Origin of the sequence: Pseudomonas sp. AB6, assembly GCF_034314105.1 — a bacterium.
Classification (GTDB): Bacteria; Pseudomonadota; Gammaproteobacteria; order Pseudomonadales; family Pseudomonadaceae; genus Aquipseudomonas.
Genome location: NZ_JAVIWJ010000001.1, coordinates 4507665 through 4527114, shown reverse-complemented (window position 1 = coordinate 4527114; position 19450 = coordinate 4507665). Strand labels below are relative to the sequence as shown.

The following is a 19450-nucleotide window of genomic DNA, read 5'->3' as shown; positions in this document are numbered from 1 at the left end:
ACCGGTATTTATGTTGACCTTGCGACCTTTTTTTACTGCCGCCTTAATTGGACTTTGCCTTTTCATTACCACCGTTCAGGCTGCCGACCCACCCACAAGCGCCGCTGTGCAGCAAAGCTTGGCCAAAATTGCTGACCGTAAATTGGCTGATGCTGATCAAAAAGCCCTGCAGCAAGTCCTGGAGCAGACCCTTTCTTTTATTTCGAGCAAAGAAGACACCGAAAAGCGGCTGAGCGAACTCAAACAGCAATTGAGCCAGGCACCGCGCCAGACCACGGACAATCAGCGTGATTTAGCGCGATTGAAAGTCAGCAAAGTGGTCCCGATTGTTCAGCGTTTCGCGAACCTCAACGTGGCTCAACTTGAACAAATGCTCGCTGAACGCGGCACCCAGCTAGCCGATCTGCAAAAAGCACTCAACGATGCCAACAGTCTGACCATTACTGCACAGACTCGTCCGGAGCGAGCTCAAGGCGAAATCAGCGCCAATCAGACACGCAGTCAGCAAATCAATAACATCCTGAAATCCGGCAAAGACAGCGGCAAAAGTATCAATGCCGATCAACGCGACCAACTCAACGCCGAATTAGCTTCGCTCAATGCGCTCACCCTGCTTCGCCGTCAAGAATTGGCAGGCAACAGTCAATTGCAAGACTTGGGCAACAGCCAGCGAGACTTACTTACCGAGAAGGTCAACCGGCAAGAACAGGACATCCAAGACCTGCAAACGCTAATCAACGACAAGCGTCGTGCTCAATCACAACAGACCGTAACCCAGTTGTCTTTGGAGGCTCAGAAAGCGGGCAGCAGTAGCCTGCTGGCAACCGAGACCGCAACCAACCTCAAGCTGTCCGACTATCTGTTGCGGGGTACCGACCGGCTCAATGAGCTAACACAGCAGAACCTCAAGACCAAGCAGCAACTGGACAGCCTGACTCAAAGCGATCAGGCACTCGACGAGCAAATCAACGTGCTTCGCGGCAGTTTGTTGCTGTCCAAAATTCTCTATAAACAGAAACAAGCCCTGCCGTTGTTAACCCTTGACAGGGGTCTGGCTGACGAAATTGCTGACATCCGTTTGTATCAATTCGAAGTCAACCAACAACGGGAAGTGATGAGCAACCCTGGCGCGTATGTCGACAAATTACTCGCTACGCAACCGCCTGAAGACGCGACCCCGGCGCTGCGCAAAACCTTGCTCGATCTCGCGGTGACTCGCACCGATTTGCTGGAACGCCTGAACAAAGAATTGAGCTCGCTGCTCAACGAATCCATCACCCTGCAGCTCAATCAAAAGCAACTGGTCGGTACCGCCGTCGGCCTACGCGCAACCCTTGACGAGCAAATGTTCTGGATCCCGAGCAACAAACCACTGGATCTGGACTGGATTGAGGGTATTCCACCGCGCCTCAGCAAACAAATCACCACCCTGCCCTGGGCCTCTAGCGTGAGTGAGCTGACCGATGGTCTGACACAACGCCCCCTGTTATTTTTGCCACTGCTGGTGCTGATCGGGGCTTTGGTGTGGAAACGAAAGGCGCTTTACGAAAAGCTCACTCGATTGCATTCGGATATTGGCCACTTCAAACGCGACAGCCAATGGCATACGCCGCTGGCAATTCTTATCAATATTTTGCTTGCCGTACCGGTAGCACTCGGATTGGCGCTGTGTGGATACGCCTTGCAGATAGACGCACGCGGTCAAAACGTCAATTTGGGCTCGGCATTGCTGCAAATTGCCTTGGCGTGGCTGATGTTTTACACCGCCTATCGCGTCCTGGCGCCAGGTGGGGTTGCCCAACTGCACTTCCGCTGGGAAAAGCCACAGGTTGAATTTCTTCAGGGTTGGATTCGGCGCTTGGGGCTGGTTGTGTTGGCCTTGGTTGCCGTAGTGGCCGTGGCAGAACACCAACCGGCGGCGCTAGCAGATGACGTGCTTGGCATCGCTGTGGTTTTGGCCTGCTATGCCTTGATGACTTGGCTACTAAGTCGCTTGCTGATCCGCAGTCCCACGCAGCATAGCGCCTCATTTTTTCGAAAAATCATCGGCGTGTTGTTCACCGCATTGCCGGTAGCGCTCTTTCTCGCAGTGTGCTTTGGCTATTACTACACCGCACTGAAACTGAGCGATCGATTGATCGACACCCTTTATTTATTGATGTTGTGGCTGGTAATCGAAGCCGCGTTCGTTCGCGGGCTGAGCGTTGCCGCCCGGCGACTGGCTTACCAGCGCGCCCAAAGCAAACGTCTGGCAGCAAGAGAAAACGGCGATGGCGATGTGGTGGAAGAGCCAGCGCTGGACATTGAAAAGGTCAACGATCAATCATTGCGTCTGATTCGGCTAGCGCTGCTTGCTGGCTTTATCGCCGCCCTGTATTGGGTCTGGTCGGACCTGATCAGCGTGTTTTCGTACCTGGACAACATCACGCTATACGAATACACCAGTGGCACGGGCGCCACGATGAGCATGGTACCCCTGAGCCTAGGTGACCTGGTGGGTGCACTGATCATCATCGGCACCACCGCAGTGTTGGCTGGCAACTTGCCCGGACTGCTAGAAGTGCTTGTCCTGTCGCGTTTGAATCTTGCCCAAGGCAGCTCGTACGCCACCACCACGTTGCTGTCATATACCATCGCGGGCATTGGTTTTGTTTCGACATTGTCAGCATTAGGCGTGAGCTGGGACAAGTTGCAATGGTTGGTGGCTGCACTTTCGGTCGGTTTAGGCTTCGGCATGCAGGAAATTTTCGCCAACTTCATCTCTGGCATTATGATTCTGTTCGAGCGCCCGGTTCGTATCGGCGACACCATCACTATTGGCAGCCTGTCGGGAACCGTCAGCAAAATTCGCATCCGTGCCACAACCATCACTGATTTCGACCGCAAAGACATTATCGTCCCGAACAAAACATTCATTACTGGGCAACTGATCAACTGGTCACTGACCGATACCATCACCCGCGTGACGCTCAAAGTAGGCGTCGATTACAGTTCGGATCTGGAACTCGTGCGCACCCTGCTGTTACAGGCCGCCAAAGACAACCCAAGGGTACTGAAAGAACCGGAGCCGCAAGTTTACTTTTTGAACTTTGGCGAGAGCACCCTCGACCACGAATTGCGCATTCACGTACGTGACTTAGGTGACCGCAATCCGGCAGTCGATGAGATTAACCGCTTCATCAATAAAGAGTTCAAAGCCAACAACATCAACATTTCGTTCCGGCAGATGGAGATTCACCTCAAAAATCTGCATGGGCAGGAATACAGGTTGGTGCCCACCGACGAACCGGGCGACGCAGGCAAACCCTCGCTTCCAGCCCCCTCTGCGATCAGCGACGTACCCGAGCCACCAGAGGCTAAGCTCGACTGATGGCTTTAATCCCAGCAGAATGGTCGGACATTCTGCTGGGAGATGGCCCTTGAAAGCCCTCGACGAACTGACCTTCGACAACCGCTTCGCCCGACTGGGGGACGCGTTCTCAACGTCGGTGCTGCCTGAACCCATTGCTGACCCACGGCTAGTCGTGTCAAGCGCGGCGGCCATGGCGTTGCTTGACCTCGATCCGGCCCAAGCCGAACTGCCGGTCTTCGCCGAAATTTTTAGCGGCCATAAACTGTGGGCCACCGCCGAGCCTCGGGCAATGGTGTATTCCGGTCATCAGTTTGGCTCTTACAACCCACGTTTGGGTGACGGCCGCGGCGTGCTGCTGGGCGAGGTCTACAGCGACGCAGGCGAACATTGGGACCTGCACCTCAAAGGCGCCGGGCAAACGCCGTATTCAAGAATGGGTGACGGTCGAGCGGTATTGCGCTCGTCGATTCGCGAATTTCTGGCGTCCGAAGCCCTGCATGCGCTGGGCATTCCCACAAGCCGCGCTTTGTCCGTGATCGGTTCAAGCACGCCCGTTTGGCGTGAAAAGCAGGAGCGCGCGGCCATGGTGTTGCGCCTGGCGCCGAGCCACATTCGTTTCGGCAGTTTCGAATATTTTTTTTATACCAAGCAGCCGGATGAACTCAAGGCGCTGGGCGAGCATGTACTTGCGATGCACTACCCCGAATGCTTGGAGCACGCCGAACCGTATTTGGCGATGTTCCGCCAGATCGTCGAGCGCAACGCCGAGTTGATTGCGAAATGGCAAGCCTACGGTTTTTGCCATGGCGTCATGAACACCGACAATATGTCGATCCTAGGCATCACCTTCGACTTCGGCCCATTTGCTTTTCTCGATGACTTCGATCAGAACTTCATTTGTAACCACTCCGACCATGATGGCCGCTATTCCTTCAGCAATCAGGTGCCCATTGGTCAGTGGAATCTCAGCGCCCTCGCCCAAGCCCTGACGCCGTTCATCAGCGTAGAGGCATTGCGTGAAGCCCTGGCTTTGTTCCTACCGCTGTACCAGGCTCATTACCTTGACCTCATGCGCCGTCGTCTGGGCCTGACCAGCGCTGAAGACGAAGACGCCACATTGATCGAGCGCCTGCTCAAACTGATGCAAACCGGTGGCGTCGACTACACGCTGTTCTTCCGGCGCCTGGGTGATGAATCGGCTGAAGTGGCGTGCAGTCGGCTGCGGAATGACTTCATCGACATTAAAGGTTTTGACGCCTGGGCCAGCGACTACCAAGCGCGAATCGGACGGGAAAACAACGGCAGCGAACTTGAACGCCAAACCCGGATGCACGCCGTCAATCCGCTCTACATCCTGCGCAATTACCTGGCACAAAAGGCCATTGACGCTGCCGAGAACGGTGACTACGAAGAGGTCCGTCGTTTGCACAGTGTCCTGACCAAACCCTTCGAGGCTCAGCCAGGAATGGAAAGCTACGCTGAGCGGCCGCCGGAGTGGGGCAAGCATTTGGAGATCAGTTGTTCGTCGTGACCCCATCTGCGGCGCAGTTCGTTCTGTAGGAGCCAACTTGTTGGCGAAGCGCCTGATCCGGTGACGCGGTATTTCAGCTAAGCCGCCTCGCGAACAAGTTCGCTCTTACAGAATAATGAGTGACTGTAGGAGCTGCCGAAGGCCGCGAAAATTTCGCGATATTATTTATTAGTTGCAATAGATCCGGGCCCAATTTTACTCTGCAGGTCGGTCGCATAGCCCTCAGGAAACTGCGCTTGTTCAATACGCGGTAAGGTTCGGTAATGAGAGAGCATTTCAGCCAGCACTTTGGGGGTCTGCGCGGTTCCGGTTCGGTTGTATTCTTCCATGGCCATGTCGGCAACCTTTTTGCACCATGCCTCCTCAATGTGGTCAGCACAGTAAGAAGCGGCACGTCGCTCATTCACCGTATACAAGCCACTGTCGTCAAAAGTGATAAGAGCAAGCTGATCCCGTGACAGGCCATCAAAAGGGTTTTTCACTGTCTTGCCCCCTACAGCAGCACTGTTCACGTATTCAGTGGCCTGTTGGGCTCTAGCGATTAATTCAGGATCATTAGAATCGGGGGCTTCACGGTCATGTTGGGCCTTGTGAGAAAAATAGCCCTCACCCGAAAAAGTGTTGGTCAGTGTATTGCCCAACTCGGTGAGCTGTTTTCGACTCAAACGCTCATCCCGTAGTTCAGCGCGCGTTGCGCTATCACTCAGTTGACGGGAAAGTGTTGAAATCGTCGGCAAATTGTAGGCAACGCCATCAATTGCAGTCGGGTCTGCCGCCTTTTGCGGGTTGAGGCGGGCCGTAGTGATGGAGTCGACCACGGTACTGTTTAACATCGGGGCTTGTATATTATTAATCACTGCCACTCCTTAGAGCACCGAACCATAACCTTGTCGAGTGAAAGTGTGGACCCAACAAGGTTATGGAGTTCAATGGGCACGTCTTATTTCATCGTAAACTCGGCCGACCATCCATAATTTGAATAGTTAGTAGCCGTAATAGTCGCGGTGCAGACAGCGCCGCCCCCAGCAATTGCGTTTTTCTTCCACTTCGGAACTTTGACCCCGCCCCGAAGCATCGTGTTGACGAATGTCGTTGTAAACTGACAACTTTTTTGGCCTATCTGGTAACGAACAGTGGCGTAATTTGAATCGGGAGAAAGGCCACTTTGCACCGTGTAGCTGCTGCTACCTCCAGACTTTACAGTGGCTCTAGGTTTGGGCGAAGCATTAGTATGAGTACCCATTTCATTACGACCAGAAGCCGAGTACACAGCGCCTGCTGAACCTTGATTTTTAAAGGTGACCTGTACGGGCGGCCCTGCGTGCGCAAGTGTCGACAGCGCCGAGGCAGCCAACGCCATCGAAAACGCAATAGGCTTAACTATTTTCATGTTGAGATCCCCACCTTAACAATTGCCAAAAAATCGATTTAAAAATATCGAACAGTTCGTCGTTTGGCCGGATAACAATCTCGTCAACTAAATAAGTCATTGGAGATTACGGAGCATTAGCAGTGAGCACTACTCCCCGAACGAGTAGGCCCAAAGAAATAAGAAATACGGAGGTAATACGCTTGTAGATCCCACATCACATAATGAATATCTACGCGTTCCCACCTTGATAACGTCGCTATTGGACTCCAACTCAATCCTATTGGCCAACTATCGGATACCATCATGCCCCACCCTCTAACGATCCCTTGCCCGCACTGCAACGGGCTCAATCGCATTCCTGCCGACCGCGTTGGCGATCAGCCCAAATGTGGGCGTTGCAAGGACCCGGTATTGCTCAGCACGCCCTTTGCGGTGACCCAAGCCACCTACGCCAGCCAGATTAAAGGCGATTTGCCGCTGCTGGTTGATGTGTGGGCCGAGTGGTGTGGGCCGTGTAAGACATTTGCGCCGACCTTCGCGCAAGCAGCAACTCAGCTGTTGGGGCGATGCCGACTGGCGAAGCTGGACAGCGAAACCAATCAGACGTTGTCCGGGCAGTTGAACATTCGTTCAATCCCTACCTTGATCCTGTTTAAAGATGGCCGAGAACTCGCACGTCAAAGCGGCGCCTTCCCGTTGCCGCAACTGCTGGCCTGGTTGAAAAGCCAGGGTACTTGAGCCTTGCACAGGCCCAGTGGCACGCGCTGAGTTTTCCGTAGGGCATTTCCCAAACAGCTTTTTCGCATACTCACCGGCATTTTTCTGCTCTAGCCTTATCGACTCAAATTGAGCAACGGCCGGGAGCAGTCATGACGTATGTCATCAGGGAAGGTGATCGCACAACCACAGACGGATTCGTCATCAGCGCTTCGGGCAAGGTCGTCGTGCAATCGCGCAAGTTAGCGCGGATGGGAGACCTCGTCTGGTGTCCCGGTTGCGAGCGAGTCGGCTTCATCGCCGAAGGAAATCCGACGTGCATTGACCACTATGTGGCCGTCGCGACCCAAGGCCAAGCTGTACAGTGCGGGTGCCCACCGGGCAGTCATCGGCTGCTGGCAAGCGCGGACAGTATTGCCGCAGACATGGACGCGACCATTAGCATCCCGCCTGACTTGGCCGAGGTCGCACGCATGGCTGCAGAACAGCTGTTGAGCGCCATTCAGGCCGGCACGCTCCGCGCACAGTTGTTTTCACCCTTACGGCCACTCGTTGAGCCCTAACGCCTATCAATGCGGCGAAGCGCTCTCCAGCAAGCTATGCAGTTCGACGAATTGCTGAGTCAGCTTGTGTCGAGGATCGAGGTAGATCAGCGGCGTATTGGCTTGATGCGACTCACGCATTTTTACCGAGCTGTTGAGATAGACCGGCAACACTGGCAAACCTTCAGCAATTAACTCATCGAGTATTTGCTGCGGCAGACTGGCTCGAGACTGGAACTGATTGACGATAATGCCTTCAATTTCCAGGCCCTCATTATGGTCTTCCTTCAGTTCTTCAATCTCCTTGAGCAAGCCATATAGCGCCTGGCGAGAAAAGCTGTCGCAATCAAACGGAATCAGGACTCTGTCCGCAGCAATCAACGCTGAAACAGCGTAAAAGTTAAGCGCTGGCGGCGTATCCAGATAGATACGGTCATAGTCCTCATCCAACTCCTCCAGCAGTTTGCGCAGCTTGTTTATTTTATGCTTGGCTTCGAGCTTGGGCTGAAGGTCAGCCAACTCAGCGGTGGCAGTCACTACGTGCAAATTATCGAAAGGCGTTTCGTAGATATCGACCTTGTTTTTCTTGGCGAACGGCCCGGAAGACAAGGTTTGTTTGAAAAAGTCGGCGATCCCCATTGGGATATCGTCGCCGGTCAAACCAGTAAGGTACTGGGTTGAATTGGCTTGGGCATCAAGATCGATCAACAGCGTCCGATACCCTTCAGAGGCGCTGACTGCCGCAAGATTGCAGGCAATGCTGGATTTACCCACGCCACCCTTTTGATTGAACACCACACGCCGCATGCGAAAACTCCTTGGTTCTGAAATGAGTCCAGAATCGCCCGAGTCTATGCAAAGCAGCTCTCTAGGGCGAGTGAATGATCTAAGGACATCAGTAGTGGCACAGAGTGACACCCGTAAAGCGAATTTCCTACAGCACAACGTCAGAACAGAAAGCGAATAAACGTAGGAGAAAGCTGATTTAAATAAACTATCTGTAACAGAATTTGCTACTGATCATCGCCATCGGGATAATGCGCGCCACTCGGCTAAACGTCGCGCCAAGGCTGGCCCCGTTCGGGAAGCTGTACAAGAAGTAGTCCGCAGGGACGGGAAGAGAATCGTGATCACCTTCAACATCGCACAGTGGCGTGCCTGGGCTCCCGGCCTGAAAACGACCGAGGACTGGCAACAGTGGAACATCGGCCAGGCCAATGTCGATATTGGCGACACGGCGCCTGACGTCTCGTTCTTGCCAGCCATGCAGCGCCGACGCCTGAGCCGTCTGGCAAGGATGGCGTTCAGCGTCGGCTGGCCACTGGCCGACGGGCGAGAGCAGCTGCCTCTCGTCTTCGTCTCCCGCCATGGCGAAACCCCGCGCACTTTCGAAATTCTTAGCGAACTGGCTGCCGAGCAACCGCTGTCACCGACTCAGTTCAGCCTATCGGTGCACAACGCGGTGATCGGCCTGTGGTCGATCATGCGTGGCGAAACCAGCGAAATGACCGCATTGGCTGCGGCTGGCGACGGCCTTGAACATGGCGTGATCGAAGCGGGTGCGCTGCTCGCTGAAGGTGCGTCGGCGGTATTGCTCATCATCACCGAAGAACAGCCGCCAGAGGCCTACGTCGCTTGGGTCGACGACGTGCCCTTTCCTTACGCCGTCGGTCTGTTACTGACACCGGGCACAGACTGGCAACTGTCGCTGAGCACCACATGCGAGGCAGAACAGCCGCGCGTGCAGCTACCGCACACCCTGAACCTGCTGCGCACTTTATTGAGCGAGCATTCCTGCTGCCAACATTCATGGAAGAACCGCCTGTGGAACTGGCAACGACAAACTTAAGCAAAAGCCGCGACGCCTATTATTGGCGTCTACTGGCAACCGCCATGAGCTTTGCCCTTTTCGGGATCGTAGGCCTGTGTCTGCAATTATTGATTTTTCCGATCCTCAGGTGCTTGCCGGGCTCGGTAATTAGCCACCGGCGACGTGCTCGACGCACGGTTAGCCGACTGTTCTGGCTGTTTATTCGACTCATGGCCCGAACCGGCGTGTTGACGTATGACGTTCAAGGCGCTGAGCGCCTGGGTCGGCCGGGACAACTAATCATCGCCAACCATCCGTCGCTGATCGACGTGGTATTTTTAATCGGCCTAGTGCCTGACACCAATTGCGTGGTCAAACAAAGTCTGTTTCAAAACCCCTTTACCCGTGGGCCAGTAAATTCCACTCACTACATCAGTAACGACGGCAGCATGGACATGCTTGATGCTGCCGCCGCCGCACTACAAGACGGACAGACACTGATCATTTTCCCGGAAGGCACCCGCACCCAACCCGGACAGGCACCGGCCTTTCATCGCGGTGGTGCCGCAATTGCTCTGCGGGGTGCGAAACTCGTCACCCCGGTCACTATCCAAGTTAACCCCAGCACCCTGACCAAGGCTGAACCCTGGTATCGAATTCCACAACGGCGCTTTCACTTCAGTTTGAAAGTAGGTGCCGATATAGACCCACAAGCCTTTGTTGCGCTTGGCCCGGCACCCGTGGCGTCGCGCAAGCTAAACGACTATTTGCATCAATACTTCATCAAGGAGCTCGCCATAGATGAGCGATCTGCACCTGGAAATTAAGCAACTGATCATCGATGCCCTAGGCCTCGAAGACATCAGCACCCAAGACATCGGCAACGACCAGACTCTGTTCGGTGAAGGTTTGGGGTTGGACTCGGTAGACGCACTGGAACTCGGCCTGGCTATCCAGAAACACTACGGTATCAAGATCGACGCCGACGCCAAGGACACCCGCAACCATTTCATCAGCGTCGACAGCCTAGCGGCGTTCGTCAGCGCCCGACGGGCGGCTTGAGGCATGACCACTCAAGAGCATGTGATGCAAACACGTGAAGACATTTTTGAAACCCTGCGCACTGCGCTGGTTGAACTGTTCGAACTTGAACCCGAGCGTGTCACCCTGGAATCCAACCTGTATCAGGACCTGGAAATCGACAGCATTGACGCTGTTGATCTGATTGATCACATCAAACGCAAAACCGGTAAAAAAATCGCTGCCGAAGAGTTCAAAGCCGTCCGCACCGTCAACGATGTGGTCGAGGCTGTCTATCGCCTGGTTCACCCCGCCGCATGAGTCGGCTGATCGGCCTGGTGCTGTTGCTGGCAGGCATGTTGTACCCGTTCGCCGTTTATTTCGGTCTGGGCCACATCGCGCCGTGGCAGTTCGCCTTGCTGCTGGGTTGCCTGTGGCTGCTCCGGGGGCTGACCGGGGAACGAAAACCGGGAAGCCTGTGGATGGCGGGGGTTGCCATCGGTTTTTGCTTGTTATTGGGTTGGGCCGACAGCCCCGCGCTGTTGAGCTGGTATCCGGTGCTGAGCAGCGCTTTCATGTTGACTTTGTTTGGCGCAAGCCTGATCTATGAGCCGCCAATCGTTGAGCGACTGGCACGCCTGAGCGACCCGCAATTGTCTGACGTCGCCGTTCGCTACACCCGCACAGTGACCAAAGTCTGGTGCCTGTTTTTCCTCGGCAATGGGCTGATTGCGAGCGCATTGACCCTGTGGGCGCCGCTCAGTTGGTGGACGCTGTACAACGGATTGATTTCATACGGGCTGATGGGCCTGTTGTTTGCTGGCGAATGGTTAGTACGCCAGCGCGTAAGAGGCCGCGCATGAACTGGATAACCCTTGAGCGTCAGTTACTCGACGCTTTGCCGGGCCGTGAGCTGACCCGGGCCCCAGCCCTTGATCACGCTCACTTCCGCGAACAAGCGCTGAGCCTTGCTGCCGGGCTTGAAATCCGAGGCATCAAACGATTGGCGGTGCATTTGGAGGATGCGGGCGAATTGGCTGTGGCGCTGTTTGGCGCTTGGCGTGCCGGCGTTAGCGTGTTGATGCCGGCCGACTTGCAAGCGCCAACTCGGGCGCGCTGGTCGAGTGAAGTCGATCTATGGTTAAGCGATCAGGTCGAAGACACCCAGTTAAACGATCTGCGGGCTGAACCGCTGCCGCCTGCTCTGCTGGACCTGGACACCTGCCATCTAAGCCTGTGCACCTCCGGTTCCAGTGGCGAACCGAAGTTGATCAAAAAGTGTTTGCGCCAGTTAGCCAATGAAGTCGAGGCGCTGGAGCAACTGTGGGGCGCAAACCTGGGCAGCGCCTGCATCATCGGCAGCGTCGCCACCCAACATATCTATGGCTTGCTGTTTCGGCTGCTGTGGCCACTGTGTGCCGGTCGCACCTTTGTCCGCCATCAACTGCCCTTCCCTGAAGACTTGCAGCGCGCTAGCCGCCAATACCCGACATTTGCTTGGGTGGCCAGCCCTGCCCTGCTCAAGCGCATGGGCGACAATCTGGACTGGCCGGAACTGAGCGCCGTGCGACGAGTGTTTTCATCCGGGGGCGCGTTGCCGGCCGACGCAGCTCAAATCCTTCATCGACGCTTGGGGCAGTGGCCGACCGAGATTTTCGGCAGCTCAGAAACCGGTGGTATTGCCTGGCGTCAGAGCGATAGCCTGTGGCAAGCCTTTGAGGGCGTGAACCTGAGCCAAAGCAGCGATGGCGCGCTGCGCATTGATTCGCCCTATCTCCCGTCAGGTCACATCGAACAGACCGCCGACGCAGTATGCTTCGCCGCCGACGGCCGTTTCGAACTGCTGGGCCGTTTGGATCGCATCGTCAAGCTCGAAGAAAAGCGTATCTCACTGCCGCTGCTGGAACGCGCATTGGAAACACACGGCTGGGTCAGCGAAGCTCGGCTGGGCGTCGTTCAAGAGAGACGGGCATCGCTGGGGGCGTTATTGGTTCTCAGCCCAAGCGGCCTGCATGCCTTGCGCAATCAAGGCCGACGGTCATTAACCGAGCAACTGCGCGAGCATTTACGCCCACATTGCGAAGCGCTCGCCCTGCCCCGTCGCTGGCGGCTGCTGCGCCAATTGCCCTTCAATGCACAAGGCAAACTGGCTCAGGCTGATGTGGACGCCTTACTGCACGCTCCTCGTCCACTAGGGCCCGAGCTGCTCAGTCAACGCCAACTAAACAGCGAATGGCACCTCGAATTGGTCGTCCCACCCGATTTGGCGTATTTCAGCGGGCACTTCCCGCAGATCCCCGTGTTACCCGGCGTGGTGCAAGTGGATTGGGCGATAAGCATGGGCCAACGCCTGCTGGGCCTTCCAACCCGATTTGCAGGCATGGAAGTGTTGAAATTCCAACAACTGGTACGCCCCGGCGATGAGATTTCCCTGACCCTGCGTTTCGATGCCGAACGCAGCAAATTGTATTTCACCTACCGCAACGCCGATGCGGCCTGCTCCAGTGGCCGGATCTTGTTGGAGGCCGCGCATGCATAACCCGTGCGCGGTGATCCCGGTCTATAACCACGAACGGGCGGTGTCTGCTGTCGTGCAGGAGTTGTTAAGCGCTGGTTTACCCTGCGTATTGGTGGATGATGCCAGCAGCCCACGTTGCGCCGCGGTACTACAGACCCTGGCAAAACAACCCAACGTCTATCTGCTGCGCCTGTCCACCAATCGGGGCAAAGGTGGTGCGGTGATGGTCGCATTTCGTGAAGCGGCGCGCTTGGGGTTCAGCCATGCGTTGCAGGTCGATGCCGATGGCCAGCACGACCTGCAGGATGTGGCGCTGTTTCTCGATGCTTCCCGCGCCAATCCGCAGGCGCTGATTTGTGGCTACCCGCGGTACGACGCAAGCGTGCCAAAGGGTCGTTTGTATGCACGCTACCTGACCCACGTCTGGGTCTGGATCAATAGCCTGTCGTTGGAGATTATCGATTCCATGTGTGGCTTTCGGATCTATCCCCTGCAACCGGTACTCAACCTGATGGACTCGGTACAGATCGGTCAGCGTATGGATTTCGACTCGGAAATCCTGGTGCGCCTGTCATGGCGTAATCAGCCTATGCGCTGGCTGCCCGTTCGGGTGCATTACCCCCAAGACGGCGTGTCGCATTTTCGACTGCTCCATGACAATGCGCTGATTTCAAAAATGCACGCCAAACTGTTCATCGGCATGTTGGGTCGGCTGCCGTTGATCCTCTGGCGGCGGTGGCTGCCATGAGCGACACCAAACACCATTGGGCTAATCACCGGGAACGTGGCAGCTTTTTACTGATGAAACTGACCGCCTGGGCCGTGCGTCATGTCGGCCGGAGGGTATTGAGCCCCGTCCTGCACGGGATTGTTTTTTACTTTTTCGTGTTCGGGCACACCGCGCGAAAAAGTGTCTGGCAATACCAGCAACACTTGGCCGACTGGAGCAACCAAGCGTTGCTACGCCCCACCCGCTGGCGCGTGTTCAAACAATTCAGGGCGTTTGCAGACTCGCTGCTGGACAAGCTCGACATATGGAACGGCAGACTTAAAGTCGAGCACATTGAAATCGTCGACCCCGCCTTATTGCGCCAGGATCTACGTGGTAAGCGTGGGCAAATGCTGGTGGGCGCTCACTTGGGTAACCTTGAGGTCTGCCGCGCACTGGCCGAGTTGGGCGAAAAAGTCACCATGAACGTGTTAGTGCACACCAAGCACGCAGAACACTTCAATCGATTGCTGGGAGAAGCAGGCGCGCCCCACCTGCGTTTAATCCAAGTCAGCGAACTTGACCCAGCGATCATGCTCCAACTGAGCCAGCGCTTGGAACGTGGCGAGTGGCTGGCCATCGCGGGTGATCGCGTTGCGCTGCGCGGCGGGCGCAACGTGCAAGTGGATTTCCTCGGCCACCCGGCACTGTTCCCGCAAGGTCCATGGCTGTTGGCCGGATTGTTGAAATGCCCAATTAATCTGATTTTTTGCTTGAAAGGCGCCCACGGCTATCGAGTCATTCTCGAGCCGTTCGCAGAGGCCATTCTATGGCGTCGCAGCGACCGCCAGCAGGTCATCGCCGAACACACTCAGCGCTACGCCGACCGCCTGGGTTTTTACTGCCTTGAGGCGCCACAGCAGTGGTTCAATTTCTATTCCTTTTGGAAAACCCATGACGACCCAAGCGCTTGAATCGGTAACCTTCGGCGAACGGCCGTTGCAGATCGAAGATGTCCTGGCACTGGCCAAGCGCCAAGCGCCAACCCGCTTGCAAAATGACGCTGCCTTTCGCCAGCGAATAGCCAAAGGCGCGCAATTTCTTGATTCCCTATTAAGCAAGGAAGGCGTGATCTATGGTGTAACCACCGGCTATGGCGATTCGTGCGTAGTGGCAGTTCCACTGCATCACGTTGAGGCGCTACCGCGCCATTTGTACACATTCCACGGCTGTGGCTTGGGCAAGATGCTTGACGCACAAACCACCCGTGCCGTGCTGGCCGCGCGTTTACAGTCCTTGTGCCAAGGGGTTTCCGGGGTCCGGGTCGAATTACTTGAACGCCTGCAAGCGTTTCTCGACCAAGACGTTCTGCCGCTGATCCCGGAGGAAGGTTCAGTGGGCGCCAGCGGCGACTTGACCCCTCTGTCCTACGTCGCCGCCACGTTGTGCGGTGAACGGGAAGTGATGTTCCGTGGCGAACGCCGTGAAGCCAGCGACGTGCATCGTCAGTTGGGCTGGGATCCCTTGGTGCTGCGGCCCAAAGAAGCCTTGGCGCTGATGAATGGCACGGCGGTGATGACCGGCATTGCCTGCCTCGCGTTCGCCCGGGCCGACTATTTGCTGCAACTGGCGACTCGCATCACAGCAATGAACGTGGTTGCGCTGGAAGGAAACCCTGAGCATTTCGATGAGCGCCTTTTTGCCGCCAAGCCACACCCTGGCCAAATGCAAGTTGCCGCCTGGTTGCGCCGGGACTTGGCCATTGATGCGCCGACCGCGCCGCTGCACCGCTTGCAAGATAGGTACTCATTGCGTTGCGCGCCGCATGTATTGGGGGTATTGGCCGATAGCCTGAATTGGTTGCGCTCGTTCATTGAAATCGAACTGAACAGCGCCAACGACAACCCGATCATCGACGCCGAAGACGAACGCGTGCTGCACGGCGGACACTTCTATGGCGGCCACATCGCGTTCGCCATGGACAGCCTGAAAACGCTGGTCGCCAACGTCGCCGATCTGTTGGACCGGCAATTGGCGCTGTTGGTGGACATGCGTTACAACCATGGACTGCCGAGTAACCTGTCAGGCGCCAGCGCTGAACGGGCGATGCTTAATCACGGGTTCAAAGCGGTGCAAATCGGTACCAGTGCCTGGACCGCCGAAGCGTTGAAAAATACGATGCCGGCCAGCGTGTTCTCGCGTTCCACCGAATGCCACAACCAAGACAAAGTGAGCATGGGCACCATCGCTGCCCGCGACGCGATTCGGGTGCTGGAGCTGACCGAACAGGTCGCGGCTGCCACCTTGATTGCTGCGAACCAAGGCCTATGGCTGCGCAGTCAGGCAGCAGACGCACGGCCACTGCCGCCTGCACTTGCGACAATGCATCAGCAGTTGCAGGAAGACTTTGCGCCGGTGATCGAAGACCGCGCGCTTGAGAGTGAGTTACGCCTGTGCCTCAAGCGAATCGCCGATCGCCATTGGAGGCTGCATGCGCAGTAATGGCCCTATTTACGCAGACACTGAAGTAGTGGTGCCCTTTTTCGATATCGATATGATGAACGTCGTCTGGCATGGCCATTACATCAAATACCTTGAAGTCGCCCGCTGCGCACTGCTCGACCAACTCGGCCACAACTACATGCAGATGCTGGAATCCGGTTATGCCTGGCCAGTGATCGACCTGCAACTGCGCTACGTGCGCGGCGCGGTGTTCGGTCAACGACTGAATGTTCGGGCCAACCTGATCGAATGGGAGAACCGCCTGAAGATCAATTACCTGATCTCCGACGCCCTCACCGGTGAGCGCCTGACCCGCGCCACCACAGTTCAAGTGGCCGTTGAGGTTGCCAGCCGCGAGATGCAACTGGCCTCGCCCAAGGTGTTTATCGATGCGGTACTGAGAGCGCTGCCATGACGGTTGTTTTAAAAATACTCTGCGCCGCAGCGCTGGTTTGCCTGTCATCGGTCGCTAATGCTTTCGACCTGCAGCAGCTCAGCGCGCAGTTGGGCAAACCTTCGATCATTCACGGCGATTTCATTCAGGAAAAACACCTGCGTGCCCTGCCGCACCCCTTGACCAGCAAAGGCAAATTCGTCCTGGCTAAAGACTTTGGCCTGCTCTGGCTACTGGCGACGCCGCTGAAACAGGATTATCGAATCAACACTGCCGGTATTGCCCGACGCGATGCCCACGGCTGGCAATTGTTGCCAAATAAAAACGCCGGAGCGGAACAGAACCGCTTATTTCTAGCGGTGCTGCAAGGCGACAGCAGCGGCCTACAACGCGATTTCGACTTGCAGTTAAAGGGTGACGCCCAGGCATGGCAGCTGACCTTGATCCCGCGCTCACTGCTACTGCAGCAGGTGTTCAAGCAAATAAATATCGACGGCGGCGCACTGGTGCAGCGTATTGAACTGCTGGAAACCCAAGGCGACAGCACGTTACTGCAGATGGTCAACAGCACCGGCACAGAGCCGTTGAGCGACACGGAGCACCACGACTTTGTTGACTAGTCGCGGCCCGATAAAACATAGCTCGATGGAATACTGGCTGCCGCGCTTATTCCTGCTCGGCTTGCTGGCGGTGCTAGCACTCGCAGGCTGGCAATGGCGCGACGGTCCTCCGCTGTCGGCCAACTTGATGGAGCTGGTTCCCGGCTCGACCCCGGACGCCTTGGAACTGCGTGCGCAAGAGCGCATGCAAGAGCCACTCAACCGCGAAATGCTGGTGCTGGTGGGCCACACCAACCGCCAACAGGCAATCGATCTCGCTCACAAACTCGGCGAACAATGGCAGGCCAGTGGTCTGTTCGAAAAGGTCCAGTGGAACCTGCAGGCGGACTTGCCGGGCCTACGCCAACAATTGCTGCAAGGGCGATTGGCGATGCTGGCGCCGGCTGATCGCAACCAGTTGATCGAACAACCTCAAGCGTTTATTCAGCAACGTGTGGAAAGCCTGTTTGACCCGTTCACAGGTTTCAGCCTGGTCGCAAGTCAGGATGACTGGCTGGGTCTGACTGGACGTATTCAAAACAGCCAGCCACAACAGGGTTCGGTACAGCTCGACGTCGGCAGCGGTGCGTTGATCGCCACGGCAGCCGGCAAAAGCTGGGTGTTGCTGCGCGCACGAACCAAGGGCAATGCGTTCGACATGCACTTACCGATGAAGGTCGCGGACTTGCTCAGCGCTGCACGTTTGCAGGCCCATCAAGCCGATGCGCAATTGCTCGCTGCCAGCGGCCTGCTGTATGCCGCTAATGGACAGCGTCAGGCCACTCGTGAAATCACTTGGGTAGGCGGCGGTGCAACGCTTGGAATTCTGTTGCTGCTTTTATTGGTGTTCCGTCGTTGGCGAGTGCTGCTGGCATTCGTGCCGGTGGCGGTCGGCATGCTGTTCGGCGCGGTGGCCTGTGTCGCGCTGTTCGGTCATATGCACGTCATGACGCTGGTGTTGGGTTCAAGCCTGATCGGCGTGGCGGTGGATTACCCGCTGCACTCGCTGTCGAAAAGCTGGAGCATGAAACCCTGGCGCAGTTGGGGCGCGCTGCGCCTTACACTAAGCGGCCTGAGCCTGAGTTTAGCCACCAGTTGCATCGGTTATCTGGCCTTGGCCTGGACACCGTTTCCGGCACTTACGCAAATTGCAGTGTTCTCGGCAGCCGGTCTGGTAGGCGCTTATTTGACCGCCGTGTGCCTGTTACCAGCAATGCTCAATAACCTGGAACTGCGCCCTGCCCGATGGCCGTTACTTATCGCCGAGCGCTTGATGAGCTGGCGTGAAGCCTTGCTCCTCCGCGTTGGCACACCCGTGCTATTAACCCTGTTGCTGATGTTTTGTGCCGCAGGGTTGTGGCAACTGACCACTAAAAATGACATCCGCCAATGGGTCGGTGCACCGCCGCAGTTGCAGGCCGAAGCGCAGGCCATCGCGCGCATCACCGGCTATCAACCCACCAGTCAATTCTATTTGGTGCGTGCAGCCAACCAACAGCAATTGCTAGAACGTCAAGCCGAGTTAAGCAAGCGCCTCGATCAACTGGTCAGCTTGGACAAGTTGCAGGGTTACTTGGCGCTGAACCAGCTGCTGAGCTCGCCTTTTGAACAACATCGAGTGCGGAATGCGTTAGGTAAACTGCCTTTGTTTTGGCAGCCGCTGATAGACGTCGGTGTTCCCGAAGCCAACTTGCAAGCAGAACTGACCCGGTTGCAGATGCTGCCGGACCAAGACATCGACGCTGCGCTGGCCGGACCACTCGGCGAACCTTGGCGCACGTTATGGCTAGGTTCGACCGCCGATGGCGTTGCAGGCATGGTCAGCCTGCGAGGCTTAAACGATGCCAACTTGTTACGCGTACAGACGCTGGACATCGAAGGCGTACAGTTGGTTGATCGTCTCGGCGACTTGAACAACGTTTTTGCCGCCACACAAATCAGTGCAGCGGAGTTGAAATTGCTGTCCTGCGCGTTGATCGTACTGCTGCTGATTCTGCCGTTTGGTCTCAAAGGAGCTTTGCGGATCATCGCGCTTCCGCTGCTGGCGGCGCTGTGCAGTTTGGCGAGTCTCGGCTGGATGGGTCAGCCGCTGACTCTGTTCAGCGTGTTCGGGCTGTTGTTGGTCACCGCCATCAGTGTCGATTACGCCATTTTGATGCGCGAGCAGATCGGCGGGGCAGCGGTAAGTTTGCTCGGAACCTTGCTGGCGGCGGTCACCACGTGGCTGTCATTTGGTTTGCTGGCGATTTCCAGTACGCCTGCGGTGAGCAATTTCGGTCTGTCGGTCAGCCTCGGCCTGGCCTTCAGCTTCATGCTCGCGCCGTGGGCCGGGCGTCCAGCGGATACCCAGACTGTTAATGAGCCCGCCATATGATGATCGTGCG

19 protein-coding genes are annotated in these 19450 nt (G+C 56.4%); 16 read left to right on the top strand and 3 right to left on the bottom strand.

The features are described from left to right. Positions 1-10: 10 nt before the first annotated feature. The gene (mscK, locus tag RGW60_RS21250) at positions 11-3370 is read left to right on the top strand and encodes a mechanosensitive channel MscK (RefSeq protein ID WP_322206443.1); all 3360 of its coding nucleotides are present in this window, start codon (positions 11-13) and stop codon (positions 3368-3370) included. 49 nt (positions 3371-3419) lie between these two features. Further along, positions 3420-4883 carry a protein adenylyltransferase SelO gene (gene selO / locus RGW60_RS21245; protein ID WP_322206442.1) on the top strand — a complete coding sequence of 488 codons (1464 nt, stop codon included), beginning with the start codon at positions 3420-3422 and terminating at the stop codon, positions 4881-4883. 161 nt (positions 4884-5044) lie between these two features. Here selO and RGW60_RS21240 read toward each other — a convergent pair whose 3' ends face one another. Beyond that, entirely contained in the window at positions 5045-5740 is a 696-nt protein-coding gene (locus tag RGW60_RS21240; protein ID WP_322206441.1) for a hypothetical protein, read from the bottom strand. Positions 5741-5823: 83 nt separating this feature from the next. Further along, positions 5824-6273, bottom strand: a complete 450-nt coding sequence (locus RGW60_RS21235) for a hypothetical protein (protein WP_322206440.1) — start codon at positions 6271-6273, stop codon at positions 5824-5826. A 285-nt stretch (positions 6274-6558) separates the two neighbouring features. Here RGW60_RS21235 and trxC point away from each other — a divergent pair, with 285 nt between their 5' ends. Both trxC and RGW60_RS21225 read left to right on the top strand, forming a co-directional pair. Continuing rightward, positions 6559-6993, top strand: coding sequence for a thioredoxin TrxC (trxC, locus tag RGW60_RS21230; RefSeq protein ID WP_322206439.1), 435 nt, complete (start codon positions 6559-6561; stop codon positions 6991-6993). Positions 6994-7124: 131 nt separating this feature from the next. Then, complete coding sequence (locus RGW60_RS21225) at positions 7125-7535, top strand: PAAR domain-containing protein (RefSeq protein WP_322206438.1); 411 nt, start codon at positions 7125-7127, stop codon at positions 7533-7535. A 6-nt stretch (positions 7536-7541) separates the two neighbouring features. On the opposite strand, the gene RGW60_RS21220 is transcribed toward RGW60_RS21225, so the two are convergent. Then, positions 7542-8321, bottom strand: coding sequence for a ParA family protein (locus RGW60_RS21220; protein ID WP_322206437.1), 780 nt, complete (start codon positions 8319-8321; stop codon positions 7542-7544). A gap of 319 nt (positions 8322-8640) precedes the next feature. Here RGW60_RS21220 and RGW60_RS21215 point away from each other — a divergent pair, with 319 nt between their 5' ends. From RGW60_RS21215 to RGW60_RS21160, 12 genes are read left to right on the top strand one after another with little or no spacing between them, the layout of a single operon-like run. Continuing rightward, positions 8641-9363, top strand: a complete 723-nt coding sequence (locus tag RGW60_RS21215) for a beta-ketoacyl synthase chain length factor (protein WP_322206436.1) — start codon at positions 8641-8643, stop codon at positions 9361-9363. Next, positions 9339-10151 (top strand): lysophospholipid acyltransferase family protein, encoded by an 813-nt coding sequence (locus RGW60_RS21210; RefSeq protein ID WP_322206990.1) that lies wholly within the window; start codon positions 9339-9341, stop codon positions 10149-10151. The genes RGW60_RS21215 and RGW60_RS21210 overlap by 25 nt, the downstream gene beginning before the upstream one ends. Further along, positions 10126-10386 (top strand): phosphopantetheine-binding protein, encoded by a 261-nt coding sequence (locus tag RGW60_RS21205; RefSeq protein WP_322206435.1) that lies wholly within the window; start codon positions 10126-10128, stop codon positions 10384-10386. Before RGW60_RS21210 ends, RGW60_RS21205 begins: the two co-directional genes overlap by 26 nt. 24 nt (positions 10387-10410) lie before the next feature. Continuing rightward, positions 10411-10665 (top strand): acyl carrier protein, encoded by a 255-nt coding sequence (locus RGW60_RS21200; RefSeq protein WP_322170669.1) that lies wholly within the window; start codon positions 10411-10413, stop codon positions 10663-10665. Then, positions 10662-11207: a hypothetical protein gene (locus RGW60_RS21195; RefSeq protein ID WP_322206434.1), complete on the top strand. Its 546-nt coding sequence runs from the start codon at positions 10662-10664 to the stop codon at positions 11205-11207. The genes RGW60_RS21200 and RGW60_RS21195 overlap by 4 nt, the downstream gene beginning before the upstream one ends. Continuing rightward, positions 11204-12883 (top strand): acyl-CoA synthetase family protein, encoded by a 1680-nt coding sequence (locus tag RGW60_RS21190; protein ID WP_322206433.1) that lies wholly within the window; start codon positions 11204-11206, stop codon positions 12881-12883. The genes RGW60_RS21195 and RGW60_RS21190 overlap by 4 nt, the downstream gene beginning before the upstream one ends. Continuing rightward, positions 12876-13610: a glycosyltransferase family 2 protein gene (locus tag RGW60_RS21185; RefSeq protein WP_322206432.1), complete on the top strand. Its 735-nt coding sequence runs from the start codon at positions 12876-12878 to the stop codon at positions 13608-13610. Before RGW60_RS21190 ends, RGW60_RS21185 begins: the two co-directional genes overlap by 8 nt. Next, complete coding sequence (locus tag RGW60_RS21180; RefSeq protein WP_322206431.1) at positions 13607-14545, top strand: glycosyl transferase; 939 nt, start codon at positions 13607-13609, stop codon at positions 14543-14545. Before RGW60_RS21185 ends, RGW60_RS21180 begins: the two co-directional genes overlap by 4 nt. Further along, a complete protein-coding gene (locus RGW60_RS21175) occupies positions 14526-16073 on the top strand; it encodes an aromatic amino acid ammonia-lyase (RefSeq protein WP_322206430.1) in 1548 nt (515 codons plus the stop codon). Before RGW60_RS21180 ends, RGW60_RS21175 begins: the two co-directional genes overlap by 20 nt. After that, positions 16063-16488, top strand: coding sequence for an acyl-CoA thioesterase (locus tag RGW60_RS21170; protein WP_322206429.1), 426 nt, complete (start codon positions 16063-16065; stop codon positions 16486-16488). Before RGW60_RS21175 ends, RGW60_RS21170 begins: the two co-directional genes overlap by 11 nt. Then, a complete protein-coding gene (locus tag RGW60_RS21165; RefSeq protein ID WP_322206428.1) occupies positions 16485-17087 on the top strand; it encodes an outer membrane lipoprotein carrier protein LolA in 603 nt (200 codons plus the stop codon). Before RGW60_RS21170 ends, RGW60_RS21165 begins: the two co-directional genes overlap by 4 nt. A 25-nt stretch (positions 17088-17112) precedes the next feature. After that, positions 17113-19440, top strand: coding sequence for a hypothetical protein (locus RGW60_RS21160; RefSeq protein ID WP_322206427.1), 2328 nt, complete (start codon positions 17113-17115; stop codon positions 19438-19440). Positions 19441-19450 lie beyond the last annotated feature (10 nt).